Raw genomic sequence first — 19809 nt, 5'->3', positions numbered from 1 at the left:
GCTACATTATCGCAGTCGTTTGTGCATAGCTCACAGCGTGTACCTTTTGAGCCTTGCATAATGGCATATGGCAACTACCCTTCCATCTCCAATCTCCTAAGGATATCCACTCATGGCGTCATACAAGAATGCTGCTCTCATGATTAAGTCAGACAGCACCGAGTTCGATAAGACACACCCACCTGGAACCCCAGCACCACATCCGGGAATCTATCGGTGCACTGCATGCGGTGATGAAATAGGTATTGCTGCGACACACCATCTACCGCCTCAGAACCATCGGCAGCATGCGGCGGGAATAGGTAAGATCGAATGGCAACTGGTCGCGTACGCGATCCAGCAGCCTTAATAGTAACTCGCACTTTCACGCTGGCATGCGAGTCTACAATCCCGAGGCCTTGTCGACATACACATGCGGCAAGGCCCCCACGGGGGATTCTGCGACGTGATTTAGTCGGAGAGCTACGCGCATGGAATCAGCATTTTTAGGCCGCGCATAGAACTCCACATCCCGAGTCAGTCCAGCAGGTTGCGTACCGCTGCCAGCAATGCCCTAGGTCGGTCGAGCGGTGCGCTCCCACCGTATATACTCGTTGCCCTGGAGCCTTTGCTCGTATGTCCAAGCACTGCTCCCACCTCTTCGCCTGACGCACCAACTGCACGTAACAGGTCAGCGCAAGTATGCCGGAGGCTGTACAGGCTCAATCCATCGGGCTGTCCTCGTAACCCGATACGAACGGCTGCGCTTAGTCGCGTGACGCGTTGTCTACCGCGCCGCTCCCTCTGGTGCTTCGTCGCATTCTCCGGCAGGTTCACTGCCGCTAGGACAAGCTTGAATGCTGTGATGTCATCATCGTGCACTGGCAAGTCTCTCCGGCTTGCAGAGTTCTTTGCACCTGACAACCCAGCACGGAACACTAGCTCACGCGTGCCGAGAATGTCTACACGTTCTGATAGCGCGTCTAACCCCTCTTGCAACAGCTCTATCGGGCGTAGGCCATACCGAACAAGCAACCGCGCTGCTGTCGCATCCACTTCATCGCCGCGAGCAGCCAGGCTCTTGTGCACATTGTCGAGAACAGCCAGCGGCATGGAGTCCCTCGCATCTTTGGAAAGGCCAGCCCCTGCCCTGACAGCTCTTGCGACCGCACCAGTCCTAGGCAAAGAGATGCCACTCCACCCCGGCAACTCACGCAGGATTGTGATCAACCCTGCTGCTTGTGTATGCACTGAACTTGCCTTACCACCGCTGGCGAGCTTTCCCTCGGCGTACTGCATGATGCGCTGCACTTGTTCCGCCTGGGTACTGGGCCAGCTGAGAACATCGCTACACAGCTTACGCATGATGGATGCACGACCGGAGCTGACACGCTGACAGTATCCGTCGAGAGCTTCTGCGAACTCTCCCCCTGTCCGGTGATCGTCATCAACTGCGCGCTGCTGCTGAGGCGCACGAACTTCCCCAGCCACGGGAGGCGCAGCTAGTGGCATAGGCGAGCCGTCACGCACTGCGCGTATTGCCTTGAGTGCGGCCATAGCTTCCAACGGGTGGTATTTAGCTGCGTCAATATGCGTACCATCTGCAACCGCCTGCCACGCCCTTTCCTGCCACTCCAGCTCAGCCTGCCAACTCTTAGCTAAGCGCTGTCCTCTTGGGTGCATTGCCTGCACTGCGGCCAATGTGACGCGCTCTACAACAGCCTGTAAGCCACTCAGAACTGCATTGGCATCTACGCCCGGCAACTCGTCGCCTATCGGTCTGACATCGCCACAGTGCCCCTGCACTGCCTGAGCACATATCTTGTCGAACTCGACTGACACCTGTCGTGCAAGCCTCAGCGCCTCTGCCCTATCAGCAGTGCCAAGCGCCTTACGAAACTCAGCACGTCCAACAATGAGAGCCACATCAGCAGGAAACCTGCGTCGGTAGTGATACCGTCCGTCGCGTCGGGACAAGTAAGACATTCATCTTTCTCCGGGGCACGTGTCACGGTCGTGTGTTGGCAGCTTGTGGACCATGCGGAACCTGAATATCGGGGCATGTGTCACAATCTGAATTCGCTATAAGCCTTATTCTACAAGGCTTGGAGCCGACCGAATGGTTTTTAAGTGTACCCATGAGTCAAGAAATGAATAAGGCTCCTGCGTTCACAGTCATCCGGCAGCCACGCTATAGTCGTGCATTGTTTGCCCCAATTACGGCGTGCGTGCCGACCCAGTTACGCGCGCCCATGCGAAAAGGATGGATCAATGAAGTTCGAAGGTACGCCGGCCTACGTTGCCACTGACGATCTCAAGCTGGCGGTCAACGCGGCGATCACGCTGGAGCGTCCGCTGCTGGTCAAGGGCGAGCCCGGCACCGGCAAGACCATGCTCGCCGAGCAACTGGCCGAGTCCTTTGGCGCAAGGCTGATTACCTGGCACATCAAATCCACCACCAAAGCGCATCAGGGGCTTTACGAATATGATGCCGTCAGCCGTCTGCGCGACTCGCAACTTGGCGTCGACAAGGTCCATGACGTGCGCAATTACCTCAAGAAGGGAAAGCTCTGGGAAGCCTTCGAGTCGGAAGAACGGGTGATCTTGCTGATCGACGAGATCGACAAGGCTGACATCGAATTCCCCAACGACCTGTTGCAGGAACTCGACAAAATGGAGTTCTACGTTTACGAGACGGATGAAACCATCAAGGCCAGGCATCGACCGATCATCATCATTACCTCCAACAACGAGAAAGAGCTGCCGGACGCCTTCCTGCGTCGCTGCTTCTTCCACTACATCGCCTTTCCGGATCGGGTCACGCTGCAACGCATCGTCGACGTGCATTACCCGGACATCAAAAAAGACCTGGTGAGCGAAGCACTGGATGTGTTCTTTGACGTGCGCAAGGTGCCGGGGCTAAAGAAGAAGCCTTCGACGTCCGAACTGGTGGACTGGCTCAAGCTGCTGATGGCCGACAACATCGGTGAAGCTGTATTGCGCGAGCGCGACCCCACCAAAGCCATCCCGCCGCTGGCCGGCGCGCTGGTCAAAAACGAACAGGACGTGCATCTGCTGGAACGTCTGGCGTTCATGAGCCGCCGCGGCAATCGCTGATCGTGTCTATTCAACCTGTCATGTAAAGGGCGACAGCCATGCTGCTCAACCTGTTCAACGAAATGCGTGCGGCCAGGGTGCCGGTGTCTCTGCGTGAACTGCTGGACCTGATCAATGCGCTTGAACAGCGTGTCATCTTTGCCGACATTGATGAGTTCTACTTTCTGGCACGCACGATTCTGGTCAAGGACGAGCGCCATTTCGACAAATTCGACCGGGCTTTTGGTGCGTACTTCAACGGCCTGGAAAAGCTCGACGACCATTTGCAGGCGTTGATCCCCGAAGACTGGCTGCGCAAAGAGTTCGAGCGCTCGCTGACGGAAGAGGAACGTGCGCAAATCCAGTCGCTGGGCGGCCTCGACAAGCTTATTGAAGAGTTCAAGAAGCGTCTGGAAGAACAGAAGGAACGTCATGCCGGTGGCAATAAATGGATCGGCACCGGAGGCACCAGTCCGTTCGGCTCGGGTGGCTACAACCCGGAAGGCATACGTGTAGGCGATGCAGGCGAGCGCAAAGGCAAGGCGGTCAAGGTCTGGGATCAGCGTGAATATAAGAATCTGGACGATCAGGTTGAACTGGGCACGCGCAATATAAAGGTGGCGCTGCGTCGCTTGCGCAAGTTCGCCCGCCAGGGCGCTGCGGATGAACTGGATATCGACGGCACCATCGATCACACCGCACGCGATGCTGGTCTGCTGAACATTCAGATGCGTCCGGAACGGCGCAACACCATCAAGTTACTGCTGCTGTTCGACATCGGCGGCTCGATGGACTCGCACGTCAAGGCCTGCGAAGAGCTGTTCTCGGCCTGCAAGACCGAGTTCAAGCACATGGAGTATTTCTACTTCCATAACTTCGTTTACGAATCAGTGTGGAAGAACAACCTGCGCCGCGGCTCCGAGCGGACCGCCACTCAGGACCTGCTGCACAAGTACGGCGCGGACTACAAGGTGATTTTTATCGGCGACGCCTCGATGGCGCCGTATGAAATCACCCAGCCCGGCGGCAGCGTCGAACACTGGAATGAAGAGGCAGGCTATGTGTGGATGCAGCGCTTTATGGCCAAATTCAAGAAAGTCATCTGGATCAATCCTTATCCGAAAGATGCATGGGACTACACCACGTCCACACACATCGTGCGGGATCTGATCGAGGGGCAGATGTATCCGCTCACCCTGCGCGGTCTGGAAGAGGGCATGCGTTATCTGGCGAAATGAAATAAAGAGGTTTCACATAACGTATAGGCCGGTCGTCGACCGGCCGCTACTGGCCGACCACCTGCATGACTATTCCAGAACCCCGAACTACGCTGATACTTCCAGACCACCAATCAGACGGGGAAGTGCTGATTGAGTAGATAGTGTTGCCGTTACTCCATCGTTTTGCCTGAGCAGCCGTCGCGACTTCGCGGGTTACTTATGAACGAAACGCTCGGGATCATGCAGCCTTATTTCTTTCCCTATATCGGTTACTTTCAGCTCATCGCTGCGGTTCAGCGCGGGCTTGTCTTTGACATCGTCAAATACAAGCGCAAAAGCTGGATGAACCGCAATCGTGTGCTCGGCAGTCAAGGCGACTGGCAATATATCAACGTTCCGGTATGTGCCAGCGAGGGAACACTGATCAAGGACGTGACCCTTATCGACCTCGCCTGTGCCCATCAGCGAATCAGGAGTCAACTCGAACATTACCGACGCAAGGCCCCCTACTTCCGGGAAACCTTGCACCTGGTCGACCAGACGCTCGGCGTGCCTGCCACTCACTTGTGCGAACTCAACACCCGGGGCCTGAAAATCGTTTGTGACTATTTAGGCATGAGCTTTGACTGGGAGAGCTGTGCAGCACTGAACCTTGATCTGCCCCCCATTCAACATGCCGGCCAATGGGCACTTGAAATAAGCACGGTAATGGAGGCCCGGCAGTACATCAACACCACCGGCGGACGCGAGATTTTCAAGCCTGGTGACTGGGAGGATAGAAACATACAACTAAGGTTTCTCGAACCCTCGTCCTTCAGCTATTCCACAGCACCCATGAACTTTGTCGACAACCTTTCGATCATTGATGTGCTGATGTGGAACGCGCCTGAAACAGTGCTTGCCTACCTGCGCAATGAAACAAGGGCGGCCCCATGAGCCGCCCTTTATGGTTCTCCGTTATGGCTACGGCCTTGCCGTCAACGCCAGTCCCGCTCGAGTTGCGGCTTGCGTCGCCCACCGTGGATCACCCAGCCGAGCAACAGCACGAAGCTTTCGATCACCAGCGCCAGCAGCAACGCGCTGATGATGCCCCAGGCGATGACTTCAGGAGCCAGCAGGACTTGCCACGTATAACCGTTGAACGTTTCGCGACGGATATCCGGATCGGAAGCAGTGGCGACGAAAAAGGCCTTGGAATACCAGGGCCCTTGAAGCCCGAGCCACTGGCGCTCCAGAATATGAGTGCGATTCATCAACGTATCGATGTTGTCCGCATCGCTGCGAAACACCGGGTCTTCGCTGCTCCGATAGTGCTGGATCAGCGCCTGGATATCGCCTTTGAAAAACTGCTGCGCAGTGGCGGTGTAGCCCTTGACGGCCTGCTGCGCCTCGATCAAATGAGCTTCGACACGCTTGCTGTAATCACTGATGAAACCGGGAATCTGTACCCCGAACAGCAGGCCCACCGTAAACAGGACCAATCGCAGATAACTTCGCAGCATCGATATCCCTCTTCTTTTTTATCCAGCAGGCAAGTGTACGGGTTTCTCAGGGCCTGGCGATATCCGTGGCGGTTTCAACCAGGCCTTGCGCCACGCACTCACCCTTGCGCCACAGGCTCCACTGACCCGGCTCATAGCGGTGCCAGTTTTCGTTCTCGGTCAATGGCTCGGTTGCAATGACTGTGACCACGTCGTGCGGCGTTGTTTCAGCCTGAAAATCGACAATCACGTCGACGTCTTTCAACCGTGCCGGACCGAACGGAGCACGGCGGGTAATCTGAACCAGTTTGGTGCTGCAAAAGCAGAACAACCAGTCGCCGTCACTCAGCAGGCAGTTGAATACGCCTTTGCTACGGTACTCGGCGCACGCCTGGATCAGTGACGGCAGCAACTCTTCGACTTTGACCGGCTCGGGAAACGCTTCGCGCACGCGATTGAGCAAATCGCAGAACGCCGCTTCGCTGTCGGTATCGCCCACTGGCCGATAAAAGGTAGCGCCCGGGGTAAAATTCGCTAACTGGCCATTGTGTGCGAAGCACCAGTTACGGCCCCACAGCTCACGTACGAAAGGATGTGTATTGGACAGGCAGACCTTACCGACGTTGGCCTGACGGATATGGCCAATCACGACTTCGCTCTTGATGGGGTAGCGCTGTACCAACTGTGCGACTTCCGATTCGCTGCTGGCTGCCGGGTCCTGAAACAGGCGCAGACCGCGGCCCTCGTAGAAGGCAATGCCCCAGCCATCGCGATGCGGACCGGTGCGCCCGCCGCGCTGCATCAGCCCGGTAAAGCTGAAGACTATGTCGGTCGGGACATTGGCGCTCATGCCCAGTAATTCACACATGCTCAGGTTCTCGCTTCAAGAGGTTTTGCAGCAGGTCATGCGCCGCAAAGGGCGGCGCTTGCCAACGAAGCGGGATTTACAACCGCGGTTCGACGCGCCCGCCTCTGGCGGGAGGAAGCGGCGCAGCGGATCGACGTGCGTAGTGATCGTCCTCGGCAAACGGTTCGTCGGCGGGGTCTGTGTCGACAGGCTGAGCAACCGGCACGGGCTGGCGAGCCTTGCGGCTGCGTTCGATCGGCCAGCGGATCAGTACGAACAGCACGTACGCGGCGAAGGCGAACATGCCATACATGGCCAGATCCGAGACAGCGGTCCAGACATTGCTGCCGACCTTGAACATCAGGTCAAGCGCAGTGATCGCCACGGCGGGCGCCATTGCATCCTTGGCAGGGTCAACCATGGTCGGCGTAAACAGCAGCACCGCGACCGCCACCAGCAACGGCTCCTTGAGGTACCGCCACATCCAGCGGGTCATCAGGAACCATACCAGCAGGCAACCCAACGCGGCGAAGGCGTAGACGCTCCAGGCGATCAGATAGTCGTTTTCGGTCATGACGTCCGTGGTAAGGCAGGTAAAGAGACGCTTATGATAACGGCTTTTGCCTGAGGCGGCTTGCCTCGCTTCAGTAATCGGTTCAGCGTGTACCGATATTTTCCGGATTAATGCCTTAACAGAGAGCCCAGCATGCCCGTCTCGAATGCAACCTCCAACGCCCCGATTGCGCGCAAGGCCGACGGTTCCGATCCCTATGCCTGGCTGCAGAACCGCGATACCGATGAAGTGCTCGACTACCTCAAGGCCGAAAACGCCTGGCAAGAGCAGCAATTGGCGGAGCAGACCGAGCTGCGCGAACACCTGTTTCAGGAGATCAAGGGCCGTATTCTCGAAACCGACCTGTCCCTGCCCTCCCCTTGGGGGCCTTACCTTTATTACACGCGTACCACACAGGGCGACGAGTACGCCCGGCACTATCGCTGCCCGCGCCCGGCTGACGATTCCAACTCGGTGGATGAACGCCGTGAGGAATTGTTGCTGGACCCCAACGCAATGGCCGACGGCGGATTTTTCTCGCTGGGTGCGTTCAGCATCAGCCCCGACCACCAGCGCCTGGCCTACAGCCTGGACACCAGTGGCGACGAGGTGTACCAGCTTTATGTAAAGGAACTGAGCACCGGTCAGGTCAGCAGCCTGCCGTTCGAAAACTGCGATGGCAGCATGACCTGGGCCAACGACAGCCAGACTCTGTTTTTCGGTGAACTGGACGAAACCCATCGTCCGGCAAGGCTGCATCGCCACACCTTGGGCAGCTCATCGGCCGAGCAGGTGTTCGACGAACCGGACGGCCGATTCTTCCTGCACTGTTTCCGCAGCAGTTCCGAACGCCAACTGATCATTTTGCTCAACAGCAAAACCACCAGCGAAGCCTGGGTGCTTGATGCCGATCACCCCTTGCAGGACTTCACTTGCCTCGCACCGCGCGCCGAAGGTCATGAATACTATCCAGACCACGGGCTGCTCGATGGCGTCTGGACCTGGTTTATCCGCAGCAATCAGAGCGGCATCAACTTCGCGCTGTATCACGCAGCGGCACAAGCCAGTGGCGCGCCGGTACGCGAGGACTGGCAGACGTTGGTCGCGCACGACGACAAGGTCATGCTCGAAGGCATCAGTCTCAACGCCAAGGGCATCAGCCTTAGCCTGCGCGAAGGCGGCCTGCCGATCATCGAGGTGCGCCCGCAAGACCTGCCGGTTTATCGCGTGCAACTGCCTGATGCCGCCTACAGTCTGTACGTGCAAGACACGCTGGAGTTCGACAGCGACAGGATTCGCCTGCGTTATCAGTCGCTGAATCGTCCGGCGCAGGTGCGTCAGCTGGCATTGGCGAGCGGCGAGCAAGTGGTGCTCAAGGAAACGCCGGTGCTGGGCACCTTCGATGCCGACGCTTACGTCAGCCAGCGTTTGTGGGCCACCGCCAGCGATGGTACTCAGGTGCCGATCAGTCTGGTGGTCAAGCGTGAGCTGGCCGGCAAAGCGACGCCGTTGTATCTGTACGGCTACGGCGCTTACGGCGAAAGCCTTGATCCGTGGTTTTCCCACGCGCGTCTGAGCCTGCTCGAGCGTGGCGTGGCCTTTGCCATCGCTCATGTACGCGGCGGTGGCGAGCTGGGCGAGACCTGGTATCGCAACGGCAAGCAAGAGCACAAGCAGAACACCTTCGGCGATTTCATTGCCTGCGCAGAACACCTTGTCGCACAGGGCCTGACCAGCGCCGAACAGCTGGTGATCAGCGGCGGCAGCGCCGGTGGCCTGCTGATCGGTGCGGTACTCAACCAGCGCCCCGAACTGTTCAAGGCGGCGATTGCCGAAGTGCCGTTCGTTGACGTGCTGAACACCATGCTCGACCCGGATCTGCCGCTGACCGTTACCGAATACGACGAATGGGGCAACCCGCAGGAACCCGAGGTCTACGAACGCATCAAGGCCTACGCGCCTTATGAAAATGTCACGGCTCAGGCTTATCCGTCCATGCTGGTCATCGCCGGTTACAACGACAGTCGTGTGCAGTATTGGGAAGCCGCCAAATGGGTCGCGAAATTGCGCGCCACCAAAACCGACGACAACCCGCTTCTGCTCAAGACCGAACTGGGCGCCGGACATGGCGGCATGAGTGGCCGCTATCAGGGGTTGCGTGACGTGGCGCTCGAGTATGCTTTTATCTTCAAGATATTGCAGATCGCCGAATGAACTTGGTGTGAAACACCTGTCTTACTAGGATCGAGGGGCACGGAGTGGCCCCTTTTGCATCAGGATCGAAAGACCGAACCATGTCAGAACCATTGTCCAACCTGAACAACGCCATACGCGACATGCTGCTGGATTGCGGCCTGTTCGACACCCTGCTGCCCGGCGATTTCGTGACTGTAGCCGGGTATTTCAGCATTACCGACATCGAAAAAGGCGAGACCATTTTTGCCGAAGGCGATGCCGGGACGTTCATGTGCATCATTCATCAAGGTACCGTGTCCGTGCAGAAACTTGCCGCTGACGGTCAGCAGGTTGAAATCGCCGTTCTGCGTCGCGGACGCGCGTTCGGAGAGATGGCCGTGCTGGACGGCGAGCGCCGCTCGGCCAGTTGTATCGCAGCCACCCATTGCCAGTTATTGAACCTGGGCCGTGATTCGCTGGACAAGATGCTCGACGAGGCGCCGAAAATCGCTGCCAAGATCATCCGCGCTCTTGCCATTTCGTTGTCCAGGCGCCTGCGCATGGTCGACGGGCAATTATTGTCGCAGCAGGTGTGAGTTTGCCCATCTGGCGCTAAACTTGCCCACATTCCGCTTTCAATGCGCACACGCACAGGTGACACCATGAGCACGGCCAACCCTCCTTCCCATACTGCCAAGCTGGACCGCATTCTGGCCGACGCCCAGCGCGACCGTGAAATGGGTTACCGCGACAAGGCGCTGCGTATGTACCCGCATGTCTGCGGCCGCTGCGCTCGCGAATTCGCCGGCAAACGCCTCAGCGAACTGACCGTGCATCACCGCGACCACAACCATGACAACAACCCGCAGGACGGCTCCAACTGGGAGCTGCTGTGCCTGTACTGCCACGATAACGAGCACTCGCGCTATACCGACCAGCAATACTTCGCCGACGGCTCTCTGGGCAGTCCGAAAACCGCAAAGGCGACCCATAATCCATTCGCCGCGCTGGCAGGGTTGATGAAGAAAGACGAGTGACCCCGGCACCTTCGACAACGAACATCCTCCACTCCTACCCGCATTTCCCCTAGCCTGCGGCCAAACGACCGACCGGATATTTCGCCATGCCCACTCGAACCTCAAGACGAACCTTTGTGAAAGGGCTTGCCGCCAGTGGCCTCCTCGGCGGTCTGGGGCTGTGGCGCAGCCCGGCGTGGGCGGTTCCGAATCCGGGGCAGCCGGCCGGGCTGTCCGGCACCGAGTTCGATCTGTTTATCGGCGAAACCCAGGTCAACATCACCGGTAACGCCAAAACCGCGATGACGATCAACGGTGGCATTCCAGGCCCACTGTTACGTTGGCGCGAAGGCGATACCGTGACCTTACGGGTAAAAAATCGCCTCGACGAGGCTACGTCCATTCATTGGCACGGCATCATCCTGCCCGCCAACATGGACGGTGTGCCAGGGTTGAGCTTCGACGGTATCGCGCCCGATGGCATGTACGTCTATTGCTTCAAGGTCAGACAGAACGGCACCTACTGGTATCACAGCCATTCGGGCTTTCAGGAGCAGTCGGGTGTATACGGGCCGCTGATAATCGACGCCAGAGAGCCGGAACCGTTCACCTACGACCGCGAACACGTGGTCATGCTTACCGACTGGACCGACGAAGATCCGGTCCGCCTGATGAAAAAGCTGAAGAAACAGTCGGATTACTACAACAATAACAAGCGCACCGTCGGCGACTTCATCAACGACGTCAGTGAAAAAGGCTGGAGCGAGACCACAGCGGATCGCAGGATGTGGGCGCAGATGAGGATGAACCCGACCGATCTGGCGGATGTCAGCGGCGCAACCTACACCTACCTGATGAACGGCCAGGCCCCGGACATGAACTGGACCGGCCTGTTCGTACCCGGTGAGCGCATTCGACTGCGCTTGATCAACGGCTCGGCGATGACGTATTTCGACGTACGTATTCCGGGCCTGAAGATGACCGTAGTCGCCAGCGATGGCCTGCACGTCAAGCCGGTGACGGTCGATGAGTTACGTATCGCGGTGGCAGAAACCTACGACGTGATTGTCGAGCCCGACGAAGGTGCCTACACACTGTTCGCTCAATCAATGGACCGAACCGGTTACGCTCGCGGCACCCTGGCCAGCAGGCCCGGCTTGCAGGCCGTCGTTCCACCGCTCGATCCACGCCCGTTGCTGAGCATGGACGATATCGGCATGGCGGGCATGGACCACGGCAGCATAGACCACAGCGCAACGCCGTCGATGGACGACATGCCGGGCATGGATCACAGCAAGATGGGCCACGACTCGATGCTCGGCATGGACCACAGCAAGATGCCGGCGAAAGAGACACCCGCCATGCAGTCACACCCGGGCAGCGAACGGGGTAATCCGCTGGTCGACATGCAAGCCATGAGCACCTCGCCAAAACTCAACGATCCGGGCATAGGCCTCAGGGACAATGGGCGCAGGGTACTGACCTACGCTGACCTGCGCAGCACCTTCGAAGACCCGGATGGCCGCGAGCCAGGCCGCACCCTCGAACTGCACCTGACCGGTCACATGGAAAAATTCGCCTGGTCGTTCGATGGCGTGAAGTTCTCGGACGCCAAACCCCTCCTGCTCAAGTACGGCGAACGGGTTCGGGTGGTGCTGGTCAACGATACGATGATGACCCACCCCATCCATCTGCATGGCATGTGGAGCGACCTCGAAGACGAAAATGGACAGTTCATGGTGCGCAAACACACCATCGACATGCCACCAGGATCACGCCGCAGCTATCGCGTTACTGCCGATGCGCTGGGTCGGTGGGCTTATCACTGTCACATGCTGTACCACATGGAAATGGGCATGTTCCGCGAAGTGCGGGTGGAAGAATGAGGACTCTGATGGTGAGCAGAACGTTGAATTCATCCCGCCTGCCGATGCTGTTGCTGACCGCCGGGCTGGCCGTCACACCGTGGACCCCGGCGTTGGCCGCGGAGATGATGGAAGGCATGGATCATGGCAGCCATTCGATGCATATGGATGCCAGCGACAGCGAGGGTACGCCCTCGACACAGACTGCGCCCGCCCGGAGCCGAACCCCGATCCCGCCCGTCACCGATGCCGACCGGGCGGAGGTGTATACCAGCCACGCAGGCCATCAGGTCCATGACAGCGCCATCAACAGTTATTTTCTGGCCGACAAGCTGGAATGGCAGAACGCCAACGACGGCAGTGCGCTGGCCTGGGACTTGTCCGGCTGGATTGGCGGCGACGTAGACCGCCTGCTGCTGCGCTCCGAAGGCGAGCGAACCAACGGCAAGACAGAGGAAGCGGAAATCCAGGCACTGTGGGGCCACGCGATCAGTCCGTGGTGGGACGTTGTCGCCGGCGCGCGCCAGGACTTCAAGCCCGTCGCGCCGCAGACCTGGGCAGCCTTTGGCCTGCAAGGTCAGGCGATTTCAAACCTTGATTTAGAAGCAACCGCCTTTATTGGTGAAGCAGGACAGACGGCCGCCCGCCTTGAAGCCGACTATGACTTTCTGCTGACCAACAACCTGATACTGCAGCCCACCGCAGAGCTCGACTTCTACGGCAAGAACGACCCGCAACGCGGCAACGGTTCGGGCCTGTCGACCAGCGAGTTCGGCCTCAGGCTGCGCTACGAGATCACGCCGCAATTCGCCCCTTATGTCGGGGTGAGCTGGGACCGCTCGTACGGCAAGACCGCCGATTACGCGCGTGAGGACGACGAAGACACCCAGGACGCGCGACTGGTGGTCGGCGTGCGCATGTGGTTCTGAACACAGTCGATAGCATTGCTCTGAGGCTGCCGTATAATCCCCGGTTTTCTTCAGAGCACCCTCCCCGTGGCCAACAAACGGTACGCCTGCATCGGTCTTTACAACCCCAAGTCCCCGGAAAACGTCGGCTCCGTCATGCGTGCGGCTGGCTGTTATGGTGTGGCGTCGGTGTTCTATACCGGTAAACGCTATGAACGCGCCCGGGACTTCATCACCGACACCAAGAAAATCCATCAGGACATTCCGCTGATCGGCATCGAAGACCTCAAGAGCATTCTCCCACTGGGCTGCATTCCGGTTGCCGTCGAACTCGTGGACGGTGCCCGTGCCTTGCCTGAGTACACCCATCCTGACCGCGCGTTGTATATCTTCGGTCCGGAAGACGGCTCACTGGATCAGGAAATCCGCGACTGGTGCGAAGACGTGGTCTACATCCCGACCGAGGGCTGCATGAACCTGGCGGCCACCGTCAACGTGGTGCTCTATGACCGTATGGCCAAAGGCATCAACACTCGTTCAGGTCCTCAGTTCGGCCGCGAGAAAATCGATCCGGCCAGGGACCGCTGACGGAAAAGCATTGAACCTGTGTCGCAGGCGGGTAGTCAGTTTCTCTGAACCGACCTACTACCTCATGGAGAGCCATCATGCGCGACACCCCGATCATCGAACGCATCGACACACCTGAACTGCTTCAGCGCAACCCGGATCAGAACGTCCAGGGCTGGGAGCGTATCGGCTCGCTGGCTGGCGGTGTGCTGCTGATGGGCAAAGGCGTCCGTCGTGGCGGTCTGCTGGGCCTGATTCAACTGGCAATCGGCGGCGCAGCGTTGGCCCGCGGCATCAGCGGTCAATGTTCGGCAAAAAGCCTGGTGGAAAAAGGCCGTAGCGACTTGCACAGCGCACGCTCGACCATCGAACGTGCCGGTGCGGAACTGAACAACCTCAAAGACGACGCTGAAAATGCCGTTAAGCAGGCAGCCGTCAAGGGTGTAGAAGCCCTGACCGAGCCCAAGCCGGTCGTCTAAGCGTTCAGCCTGCGCGAAAGATCAGGTAATCCTCCCAGTCGTCCTCGGCAACATTGTTCTCACTGAGCATGCGGCCGGACTGGGAGATACGTTCGTGATGCACAGCCGTGCGATCACCACACACCAGATGGTGCCAGAGCGGCAAATCCTTGCCCTCGCTGACCAGACGATAGCCGCAAGTCGGCGGCAGCCACTTGAATTCATCTGCCTGACCCGGTGTCAGCTGAATACAATCGGGCACCGAGGCACGACGGTTCGGATAGTCGGAACACTGACAGGTCTTCAGGTCCAGCAGCTTGCAGGCAATCCGCGTGTAATAGACGCTGTTGTCTTCCTCGTCCTCAAGCTTTTGCAGGCAGCACAAACCGCAACCATCGCACAACGACTCCCACTCCTCGGTGTCGAGCTGATCGAGGGTCTTGCGAATCCAGAAGGGTTCAACTTTAGCGGCCATGGTTCGGACAACGGTATCGACAATGAAAAGGCCGCCAGTCTAGAGGCACAACGGATGCGGGCCAAGCACTTGCGACTGCCGGTAGCCAAGGGCTTGTCAGCGAAAGGGCAAAACAGTAGCTTTGACGGGTTTTCAGCGCGTTCAAGCGATGCCTGCCGACCACGGCCCATCAAGCCACGCTCGTTTTCCACCTTCGCTATAAAGGACTTTCATGAGCACAAACCCTCGCATCGCCGATCATCCTATCGACCCGCAATTCACCGAACGCTGGTCGCCACGCGCCTTCAGCGGCGAAAGCATCGAGCAGGAAACCCTGTTGAGCTTTTTCGAAGCTGCGCGCTGGGCGCCGTCGGCCTACAACTCCCAGCCTTGGCGGTTTCTGTATGCACGTCGCGATACACCGAACTGGGAGCGTTATCTGGGCCTGTTGAACGAGTTCAATCGCAACTGGGCGCAACATGCTGCGGCACTGGTGATCGTTATCTCCAAGACCACCTTCGTCGCTCCCGGCGCAACTGAAGAAAGTCCGGCCCTTTGGCACACCTTCGACACCGGCTCGGCCTGGGGTTATATGGCGCTGCAGGCCAGCCTGAGCGGCTGGTACACGCACGGCATGGCCGGTTTCGATCAGGATCTGACCCGCAGGGAACTGAATATTCCAGAGGGCTACGCGGTGCACGCAGCCATCGCGGTTGGCAAGTTGGGCGACAAGTCGACATTGCCGGAATACCTGCAAGGCCGCGAAGTACCAAGCCCGCGCAAGCCGTTGACAGAACTGGCGGCTGAAGGGGATTTTTCCCTGTAACCGACCGTTTGCTCCAGGCAAGACCTGCGAGCCGACGCCTGAAACGTCGGCTCGTGTGCAAGCACGTCAGTAACCCCGCGAAAAATCGACCTCTCCGCGCAGCGCCTGTCCCGCCTGAAAAGCTTTCAGGTTATGGACGAAAAGCTCGGTCATGGCTACCGGCGATGTCGGGGCCGAACTGTGGCCGGTCAACAGCAGGCCGTACGCGGTCCAGAAAGGATGGCGCTGCGGCAGCGGCTCCTGGCGGCAGACATCAATGACTGCACCGGCCAGATGCCCTTCTTTCAAGGCTTCGACCAGATCCGCGTCCACGACCGCCACCCCACGCCCGACATTGATGAACAGCGCAGTGGGCTTGAAGCTGGCGAACAGCTTTGCGTTGTACAGATCGTGCGTCTCAGGCGTGTTGGGCAGCAGGTTGATGACGTAGTCCATCTCGCCCAGCAGACGCGCCATGTCTGACAACGCTGTTACCTCGATAAACGGCTTCTGGAGACGCGCACTGGAGGCCACGCCATAGACCTGCACACCGAACGGCAAAAGGAACTCGGCAACCCGCTGGCCAATATCACCGGCACCCACGATCAGCACCTTGCGACCCGACAGGCTCTGGCCGGTACGATTGTCCCACTTGCGCTCGACCTGACTCATCAAACGCGCCAGTACCTCACGCTCGTGACCGAGCATGTAGGTCAAAACGAATTCGGCCATGACCTGGCCGAAAATGCTTACCGCACGCGTCAGCCGATATTCCCGCGAAAGCGTATCGGCCAGCAGTGGCGTGATGCCCGCCCAGGTGGATTGCAACCACTGAGGCTTGTGCCCTTGACGCAGCAGGTTGGCCATCAGGTCCGGCTGTCCCAGCCAGACCGGACAATCGCTGGCCATACGCGACAGCTCGGCAGAGTCGCCGGTGCTGAGGACTTCCAGATCAGGCGCAGCCTTGCGCAACAGTTGGGTGTAAACGTGGTAATCGTGCTCGGCAATCAGAACGCGCATGTTTCAAAAACCTTAAAAACAGGACAGGCAACCCACGGCGATGTGGGCCGCTTTACAACGTGAGCAGCTATTACATGGGGTCGTTGCGGCGCAGCAGCTCTTCGGGCAAATGCTCGATGTAATCGTCTTCGGCCGGAGGCATCTGCAAGTGATAACCCTGGCTGTCGAGGTTCTCCAGCACCACGTTGATATCTTCGCGCGACAGCGCGCGCTCCGGGCTGAGGACCAGATCGAATGCATAAACCGGCTTGCCAAACGCGATCAACAGTTCAGGCGGTACGCGCTTGAGAACGTCACTCTTCAAGACATAAAGGTACATCTCGTTTCTTTTCGGGCTGCGGTAGATCGAGCAGATACGTTTCAAGACGCTTCTCCGGGGGCAGCCAGGCTGTCCAGCAGCGCCTGGCCCATCAACTCGCGGCGCCAGCCACGCAACGAGTCGGGCAATTGGTAAGGACCGTCGGGGTAGCCGCTCTTGAGCAGGGCTTCCAGGGTCTTTTTGCGCAGCATCAATTCTGGTGCCATCTGCAACTGTTCGGCGTATTGCTGACCGATTGCACGCAGACGCTTGATCGACCCGGCGGCATCAATGGGCAAAGGTTCGGGCAGTGCAGGCGGCCACTCTTCTGGAGGGAGCGCGCTTGCAGTCTTGATCAGCTCAAGCAGAAACTCGCCGTCATGACGGACCGTACGCGGGTGCATGTCTTCGATCCGCGCCAGCGCACCGAGGTTGTCTGGCTGGGTTTTGGCCAATGGCCACAGCGAATGCTCACGCACGATACGGTTGCGCGGCAGGTTGCGCGCGCGCGCCTCACGCTCACGCCAGGCACACAGCTCGCGCAGTACGGCCAACTGAGCACGCGACAGTTTCCAGGCCAGCTTTGCATCGCGATAGACCTCGTAAGGGTCAACTTCGCGGCGCAGGTTGGCAACCAGTTCAGCACCGTCGTCCAGCAACCAGGCGTATTTGTCATCGGACAAACGCGGACGCAGGAGGGTGAACAACTCGGCCAGGTGCACAGCGTCTTCGGCAGCGTAGCTGATCTGCGTGTCCGACAGCGGGCGTTGCAGCCAGTCGGACCGGGTTTCGCCCTTGGGCAGGTCGATGTCGAGGACCTCCTGCACCAGACGTGAATACCCCATGGAAAAACCGAGGTTCAGGTAAGCAGCTGCCAATTGGGTATCAAACAGCGGCACCGGCAGGCTGCCGGTCAGGCGCAGCAAGACTTCAAGGTCTTCACTGCACGCATGCACCACTTTGATGACGTCGGGGTTTTCGAGCAACGCGGACAATGGCTGCCAGTCGTTGATCAGTAACGGATCAATCAACCAGGCGCTTTGCCCGTCGCCGATCTGCAGCAACGCAGCTATCGGATAAAAAGTGTCGACCCGCATGAACTCGGTGTCGAGTGCGACAAAAGGCAGCGACTGCCATTGTGCGCAATGCCGGGCGAGGCTGTCGTCGTCGCGAATCCAGTGAATATCGATGGCCACACGGCTCTCCCTTCAACAATGGCGCGCAGTATATATCGTGATGGGAGATTATCGCGCGTCTGTCGTCCGGGTCTGGCGCATCTTCACGCAAATGAGCTTCAGGAGGGACCGTTGTCTGGCACAAGCAGTGCCGATGATCGCCCCTCGCCGCGGCGAGAGAACGGTCACGAACACACTGCGCACCTCAGTGTTTGTCGGCTGCCGACAACTCAGTCCGGCATCCGGCAAACATATCCAGGCTGGGGTCATAGACCTGAGTGTCGACTTTCAACAGGCCAAGCATGGAGTGAAAAAGATTGTCCTGGCTCAACGGTGCGTTGCGCTGTCTGGCCAGGCAATCCGGCGTGACCGCAAAAGACTTCTGATAGGTATCGGACAACCAGATAAGCATCGGTACATGCTTTTGCTGATCAGGGGCCAACACATACGGAGTGCCGTGCAGGAACAAGTTGTATTCGCCGAGCGATTCGCCATGGTCCGACAAGTAGATCATGGCCGTATCAACCTTGTTTTGATTCGTGCGCAACAGATCAATAAGGCTAGACAGCACATGATCGGTATACAGCAGTGTGTTGTCGTACGCATTGACAATGCTGTCCCGGCTGCAATTATTCAATGCATTGCTTTTACACACCGGCGTAAACTTTTCAAACGCTTCAGGGTAACGCTTGAAGTATTCAGGGCCGTGACTGCCCATCTGGTGCAGGACCAGAACCGTATCCTTGTCGAGGCTGTCGATAAAACCCTGCAGGTTCTGCAACAGTATTTCGTCCCGGCATTCATGATTGTTGCACAGCAACGGGTCCTTGAGATTACTCACATCCTGAAAGGCCACTCGATCACAGGTTCCTTTGCAGCCCGCCTGGTTGTCACGCCACACCACTTCTATACCGGCGCGGTTCAGGACATCCAGTAAACCTTCCTGATTACGGGCCTTGGTTGCGTTGTAATTCTTGCGCCCCATGTTGGAAAACATGCACGGCACCGACACTGCCGTTTCGGTGCCGCAGGAATACACATCGGTAAACGCCACCAGCCCGCTCTCCTTGTTCAGGTTGGGCGTGGTGTTGCGGCCATAGCCAAGAATCCCGAAGTTCTCGGCCCGGGCACTTTCGCCCACCACCAGCACGGTCAACGACTTGCGGGCGTGTGCAGCCCAGTCAGGCGAACGCTTGGCGTCCTCGCCAATCTTCACGAACGGGCGCCGTGCGGACATCACCTGTTCGCTCAGGTAGCCGATCGAGGCACCGATGTAATTGCTTGGCACCACCATCAGGCGCAATTCGTGATGGTTGCGAAACAATGAGGACAAGCCTTGATAATTTGCCAGCGCAACGCCGCCTATTGCCACGCAACAGACCACACCCACCACCAGTTTGCTGAGCAGTTCCAGGTGCCAGCGACGGTAACTGATCGGCAGCTTCCACAGGATCAGCGAAGGCAGTACGCCCAACAAAACAATGTACAACGCCAGCTTCAAAGACAGCAGACCCTGCACTTCCGTCACGTTGGTTTCGGCGAAGTTCCGGAACATGCCTGCGTCAATCATGACACCGTACTCGGTCATGAAATACACCACACCGGCGCTGATCATAAACAAGGTGATCACCACAGGTTTAAACACATGACGGAATGCCAACAACGTCAAAAAAATATTAAATACGCAGAAAATCATCAACCCAAAGGCAAAGCGCATGGCAAAGCCTTTCGCATCCGGACTGGTAATCGCGAAGAGGTGCTGCCAAAGATTTATATTGAAACCCAGTAATAGAAAGGCACTGGCAAGTACGGTAACAACCTCTGGACGAACAGTTCTGGGTGTCGGCATCGTGGTCTGCTTATCGAATTAATATGCATCGGGCATTCAGGAG

The 19809-nt window shown here is 58.2% G+C and carries 20 protein-coding genes; 11 read left to right on the top strand and 9 right to left on the bottom strand.

Annotation, left to right across the window (positions count from 1 at the left end; all coding sequences use genetic code 11):
* Positions 1-516: 516 nt before the first annotated feature.
* On the bottom strand, positions 517-1965 hold the full coding sequence (locus tag MME58_RS27570; RefSeq protein ID WP_055005491.1) for a DUF6538 domain-containing protein: 1449 nt from the start codon (positions 1963-1965) through the stop codon (positions 517-519).
* A 285-nt stretch (positions 1966-2250) separates the two neighbouring features.
* Here MME58_RS27570 and MME58_RS07625 point away from each other — a divergent pair, with 285 nt between their 5' ends.
* The 3 genes from MME58_RS07625 to MME58_RS07615 all read left to right on the top strand — a co-directional run bounded on the left by MME58_RS07625 (position 2251) and on the right by MME58_RS07615 (position 5231).
* Entirely contained in the window at positions 2251-3096 is an 846-nt protein-coding gene (locus MME58_RS07625) for an AAA family ATPase (RefSeq protein ID WP_055005492.1), read from the top strand.
* A 38-nt stretch (positions 3097-3134) separates the two neighbouring features.
* A complete protein-coding gene (locus MME58_RS07620; RefSeq protein WP_054987947.1) occupies positions 3135-4313 on the top strand; it encodes a vWA domain-containing protein in 1179 nt (392 codons plus the stop codon).
* 201 nt (positions 4314-4514) lie between these two features.
* Entirely contained in the window at positions 4515-5231 is a 717-nt protein-coding gene (locus MME58_RS07615) for a WbqC family protein (protein ID WP_054987948.1), read from the top strand.
* A 41-nt stretch (positions 5232-5272) separates the two neighbouring features.
* Here MME58_RS07615 and MME58_RS07610 read toward each other — a convergent pair whose 3' ends face one another.
* The 3 genes from MME58_RS07610 to MME58_RS07600 all read right to left on the bottom strand — a co-directional run bounded on the left by MME58_RS07610 (position 5273) and on the right by MME58_RS07600 (position 7197).
* Complete coding sequence (locus MME58_RS07610; protein WP_054987949.1) at positions 5273-5797, bottom strand: DUF2937 family protein; 525 nt, start codon at positions 5795-5797, stop codon at positions 5273-5275.
* A gap of 46 nt (positions 5798-5843) precedes the next feature.
* On the bottom strand, positions 5844-6644 hold the full coding sequence (locus MME58_RS07605; protein WP_054987950.1) for a class II glutamine amidotransferase: 801 nt from the start codon (positions 6642-6644) through the stop codon (positions 5844-5846).
* A gap of 76 nt (positions 6645-6720) precedes the next feature.
* Positions 6721-7197, bottom strand: a complete 477-nt coding sequence (locus tag MME58_RS07600; protein WP_055005493.1) for a hypothetical protein — start codon at positions 7195-7197, stop codon at positions 6721-6723.
* A 132-nt stretch (positions 7198-7329) separates the two neighbouring features.
* On the opposite strand from MME58_RS07600, the gene MME58_RS07595 reads away from it, so the two are divergent.
* The 7 genes from MME58_RS07595 to MME58_RS07565 all read left to right on the top strand — a co-directional run bounded on the left by MME58_RS07595 (position 7330) and on the right by MME58_RS07565 (position 14186).
* Positions 7330-9390, top strand: a complete 2061-nt coding sequence (locus MME58_RS07595; protein ID WP_055005494.1) for a S9 family peptidase — start codon at positions 7330-7332, stop codon at positions 9388-9390.
* 80 nt (positions 9391-9470) lie between these two features.
* Entirely contained in the window at positions 9471-9947 is a 477-nt protein-coding gene (locus tag MME58_RS07590) for a cyclic nucleotide-binding domain-containing protein (protein WP_055005495.1), read from the top strand.
* Positions 9948-10013: 66 nt separating this feature from the next.
* The gene (locus MME58_RS07585) at positions 10014-10388 is read left to right on the top strand and encodes a YajD family HNH nuclease (protein WP_003317410.1); all 375 of its coding nucleotides are present in this window, start codon (positions 10014-10016) and stop codon (positions 10386-10388) included.
* Between the two features lie 86 nt (positions 10389-10474).
* Positions 10475-12253, top strand: a complete 1779-nt coding sequence (locus tag MME58_RS07580) for a copper resistance system multicopper oxidase (RefSeq protein WP_054987954.1) — start codon at positions 10475-10477, stop codon at positions 12251-12253.
* Between the two features lie 8 nt (positions 12254-12261).
* Positions 12262-13161: a copper resistance protein B gene (locus tag MME58_RS07575; protein ID WP_371913015.1), complete on the top strand. Its 900-nt coding sequence runs from the start codon at positions 12262-12264 to the stop codon at positions 13159-13161.
* Positions 13162-13227: 66 nt separating this feature from the next.
* Positions 13228-13728, top strand: a complete 501-nt coding sequence (locus MME58_RS07570; protein ID WP_055005496.1) for an RNA methyltransferase — start codon at positions 13228-13230, stop codon at positions 13726-13728.
* Between the two features lie 77 nt (positions 13729-13805).
* Positions 13806-14186: a YgaP-like transmembrane domain gene (locus MME58_RS07565; protein WP_055005497.1), complete on the top strand. Its 381-nt coding sequence runs from the start codon at positions 13806-13808 to the stop codon at positions 14184-14186.
* Between the two features lie 4 nt (positions 14187-14190).
* Here the strand turns inward: MME58_RS07565 and MME58_RS07560 are convergent, their stop codons facing one another.
* A complete protein-coding gene (locus MME58_RS07560) occupies positions 14191-14640 on the bottom strand; it encodes a YcgN family cysteine cluster protein (protein WP_054987956.1) in 450 nt (149 codons plus the stop codon).
* 211 nt (positions 14641-14851) lie between these two features.
* On the opposite strand from MME58_RS07560, the gene MME58_RS07555 reads away from it, so the two are divergent.
* The gene (locus tag MME58_RS07555) at positions 14852-15445 is read left to right on the top strand and encodes a nitroreductase family protein (RefSeq protein WP_055005498.1); all 594 of its coding nucleotides are present in this window, start codon (positions 14852-14854) and stop codon (positions 15443-15445) included.
* 66 nt (positions 15446-15511) lie between these two features.
* Here the strand turns inward: MME58_RS07555 and MME58_RS07550 are convergent, their stop codons facing one another.
* The 4 genes from MME58_RS07550 to MME58_RS07535 form a co-directional block, all read right to left on the bottom strand.
* Positions 15512-16444: a D-2-hydroxyacid dehydrogenase gene (locus MME58_RS07550; RefSeq protein WP_054987958.1), complete on the bottom strand. Its 933-nt coding sequence runs from the start codon at positions 16442-16444 to the stop codon at positions 15512-15514.
* Between the two features lie 70 nt (positions 16445-16514).
* A complete protein-coding gene (locus MME58_RS07545) occupies positions 16515-16808 on the bottom strand; it encodes a YcgL domain-containing protein (RefSeq protein WP_055005499.1) in 294 nt (97 codons plus the stop codon).
* Positions 16805-17938 carry a ribonuclease D gene (gene rnd / locus MME58_RS07540; protein ID WP_054987960.1) on the bottom strand — a complete coding sequence of 378 codons (1134 nt, stop codon included), beginning with the start codon at positions 17936-17938 and terminating at the stop codon, positions 16805-16807. Before rnd ends, MME58_RS07545 begins: the two co-directional genes overlap by 4 nt.
* A gap of 184 nt (positions 17939-18122) precedes the next feature.
* A complete protein-coding gene (locus tag MME58_RS07535; RefSeq protein ID WP_055005500.1) occupies positions 18123-19766 on the bottom strand; it encodes a phosphoethanolamine transferase in 1644 nt (547 codons plus the stop codon).
* Positions 19767-19809 lie beyond the last annotated feature (43 nt).

The sequence above is a fragment of the Pseudomonas syringae pv. tagetis genome (assembly GCF_022557255.1).
Lineage (GTDB): Bacteria > Pseudomonadota > Gammaproteobacteria > Pseudomonadales > Pseudomonadaceae > Aquipseudomonas > Aquipseudomonas caricapapayae.
This window is presented reverse-complemented; position numbering and strand designations above follow the sequence as displayed.

What these genes read in the sequence shown, in the direction of transcription:
- MME58_RS27570 (WP_055005491.1), bottom strand. Translation starts at nt 1,965, where the DNA reads ATGTCTTACTTGTCCCGACGCGACGGACGGTATCACTACCGACGCAGG.
- MME58_RS07625 (WP_055005492.1), top strand. Translation starts at nt 2,251, where the DNA reads ATGAAGTTCGAAGGTACGCCGGCCTACGTTGCCACTGACGATCTCAAG.
- MME58_RS07620 (WP_054987947.1), top strand. Translation starts at nt 3,135, where the DNA reads ATGCTGCTCAACCTGTTCAACGAAATGCGTGCGGCCAGGGTGCCGGTG.
- MME58_RS07615 (WP_054987948.1), top strand. Translation starts at nt 4,515, where the DNA reads ATGAACGAAACGCTCGGGATCATGCAGCCTTATTTCTTTCCCTATATC.
- MME58_RS07610 (WP_054987949.1), bottom strand. Translation starts at nt 5,797, where the DNA reads ATGCTGCGAAGTTATCTGCGATTGGTCCTGTTTACGGTGGGCCTGCTG.
- MME58_RS07605 (WP_054987950.1), bottom strand. Translation starts at nt 6,644, where the DNA reads ATGTGTGAATTACTGGGCATGAGCGCCAATGTCCCGACCGACATAGTC.
- MME58_RS07600 (WP_055005493.1), bottom strand. Translation starts at nt 7,197, where the DNA reads ATGACCGAAAACGACTATCTGATCGCCTGGAGCGTCTACGCCTTCGCC.
- MME58_RS07595 (WP_055005494.1), top strand. Translation starts at nt 7,330, where the DNA reads ATGCCCGTCTCGAATGCAACCTCCAACGCCCCGATTGCGCGCAAGGCC.
- MME58_RS07590 (WP_055005495.1), top strand. Translation starts at nt 9,471, where the DNA reads ATGTCAGAACCATTGTCCAACCTGAACAACGCCATACGCGACATGCTG.
- MME58_RS07585 (WP_003317410.1), top strand. Translation starts at nt 10,014, where the DNA reads ATGAGCACGGCCAACCCTCCTTCCCATACTGCCAAGCTGGACCGCATT.
- MME58_RS07580 (WP_054987954.1), top strand. Translation starts at nt 10,475, where the DNA reads ATGCCCACTCGAACCTCAAGACGAACCTTTGTGAAAGGGCTTGCCGCC.
- MME58_RS07575 (WP_371913015.1), top strand. Translation starts at nt 12,262, where the DNA reads ATGGTGAGCAGAACGTTGAATTCATCCCGCCTGCCGATGCTGTTGCTG.
- MME58_RS07565 (WP_055005497.1), top strand. Translation starts at nt 13,806, where the DNA reads ATGCGCGACACCCCGATCATCGAACGCATCGACACACCTGAACTGCTT.
- MME58_RS07560 (WP_054987956.1), bottom strand. Translation starts at nt 14,640, where the DNA reads ATGGCCGCTAAAGTTGAACCCTTCTGGATTCGCAAGACCCTCGATCAG.
- MME58_RS07555 (WP_055005498.1), top strand. Translation starts at nt 14,852, where the DNA reads ATGAGCACAAACCCTCGCATCGCCGATCATCCTATCGACCCGCAATTC.
- MME58_RS07550 (WP_054987958.1), bottom strand. Translation starts at nt 16,444, where the DNA reads ATGCGCGTTCTGATTGCCGAGCACGATTACCACGTTTACACCCAACTG.
- MME58_RS07535 (WP_055005500.1), bottom strand. Translation starts at nt 19,766, where the DNA reads ATGCCGACACCCAGAACTGTTCGTCCAGAGGTTGTTACCGTACTTGCC.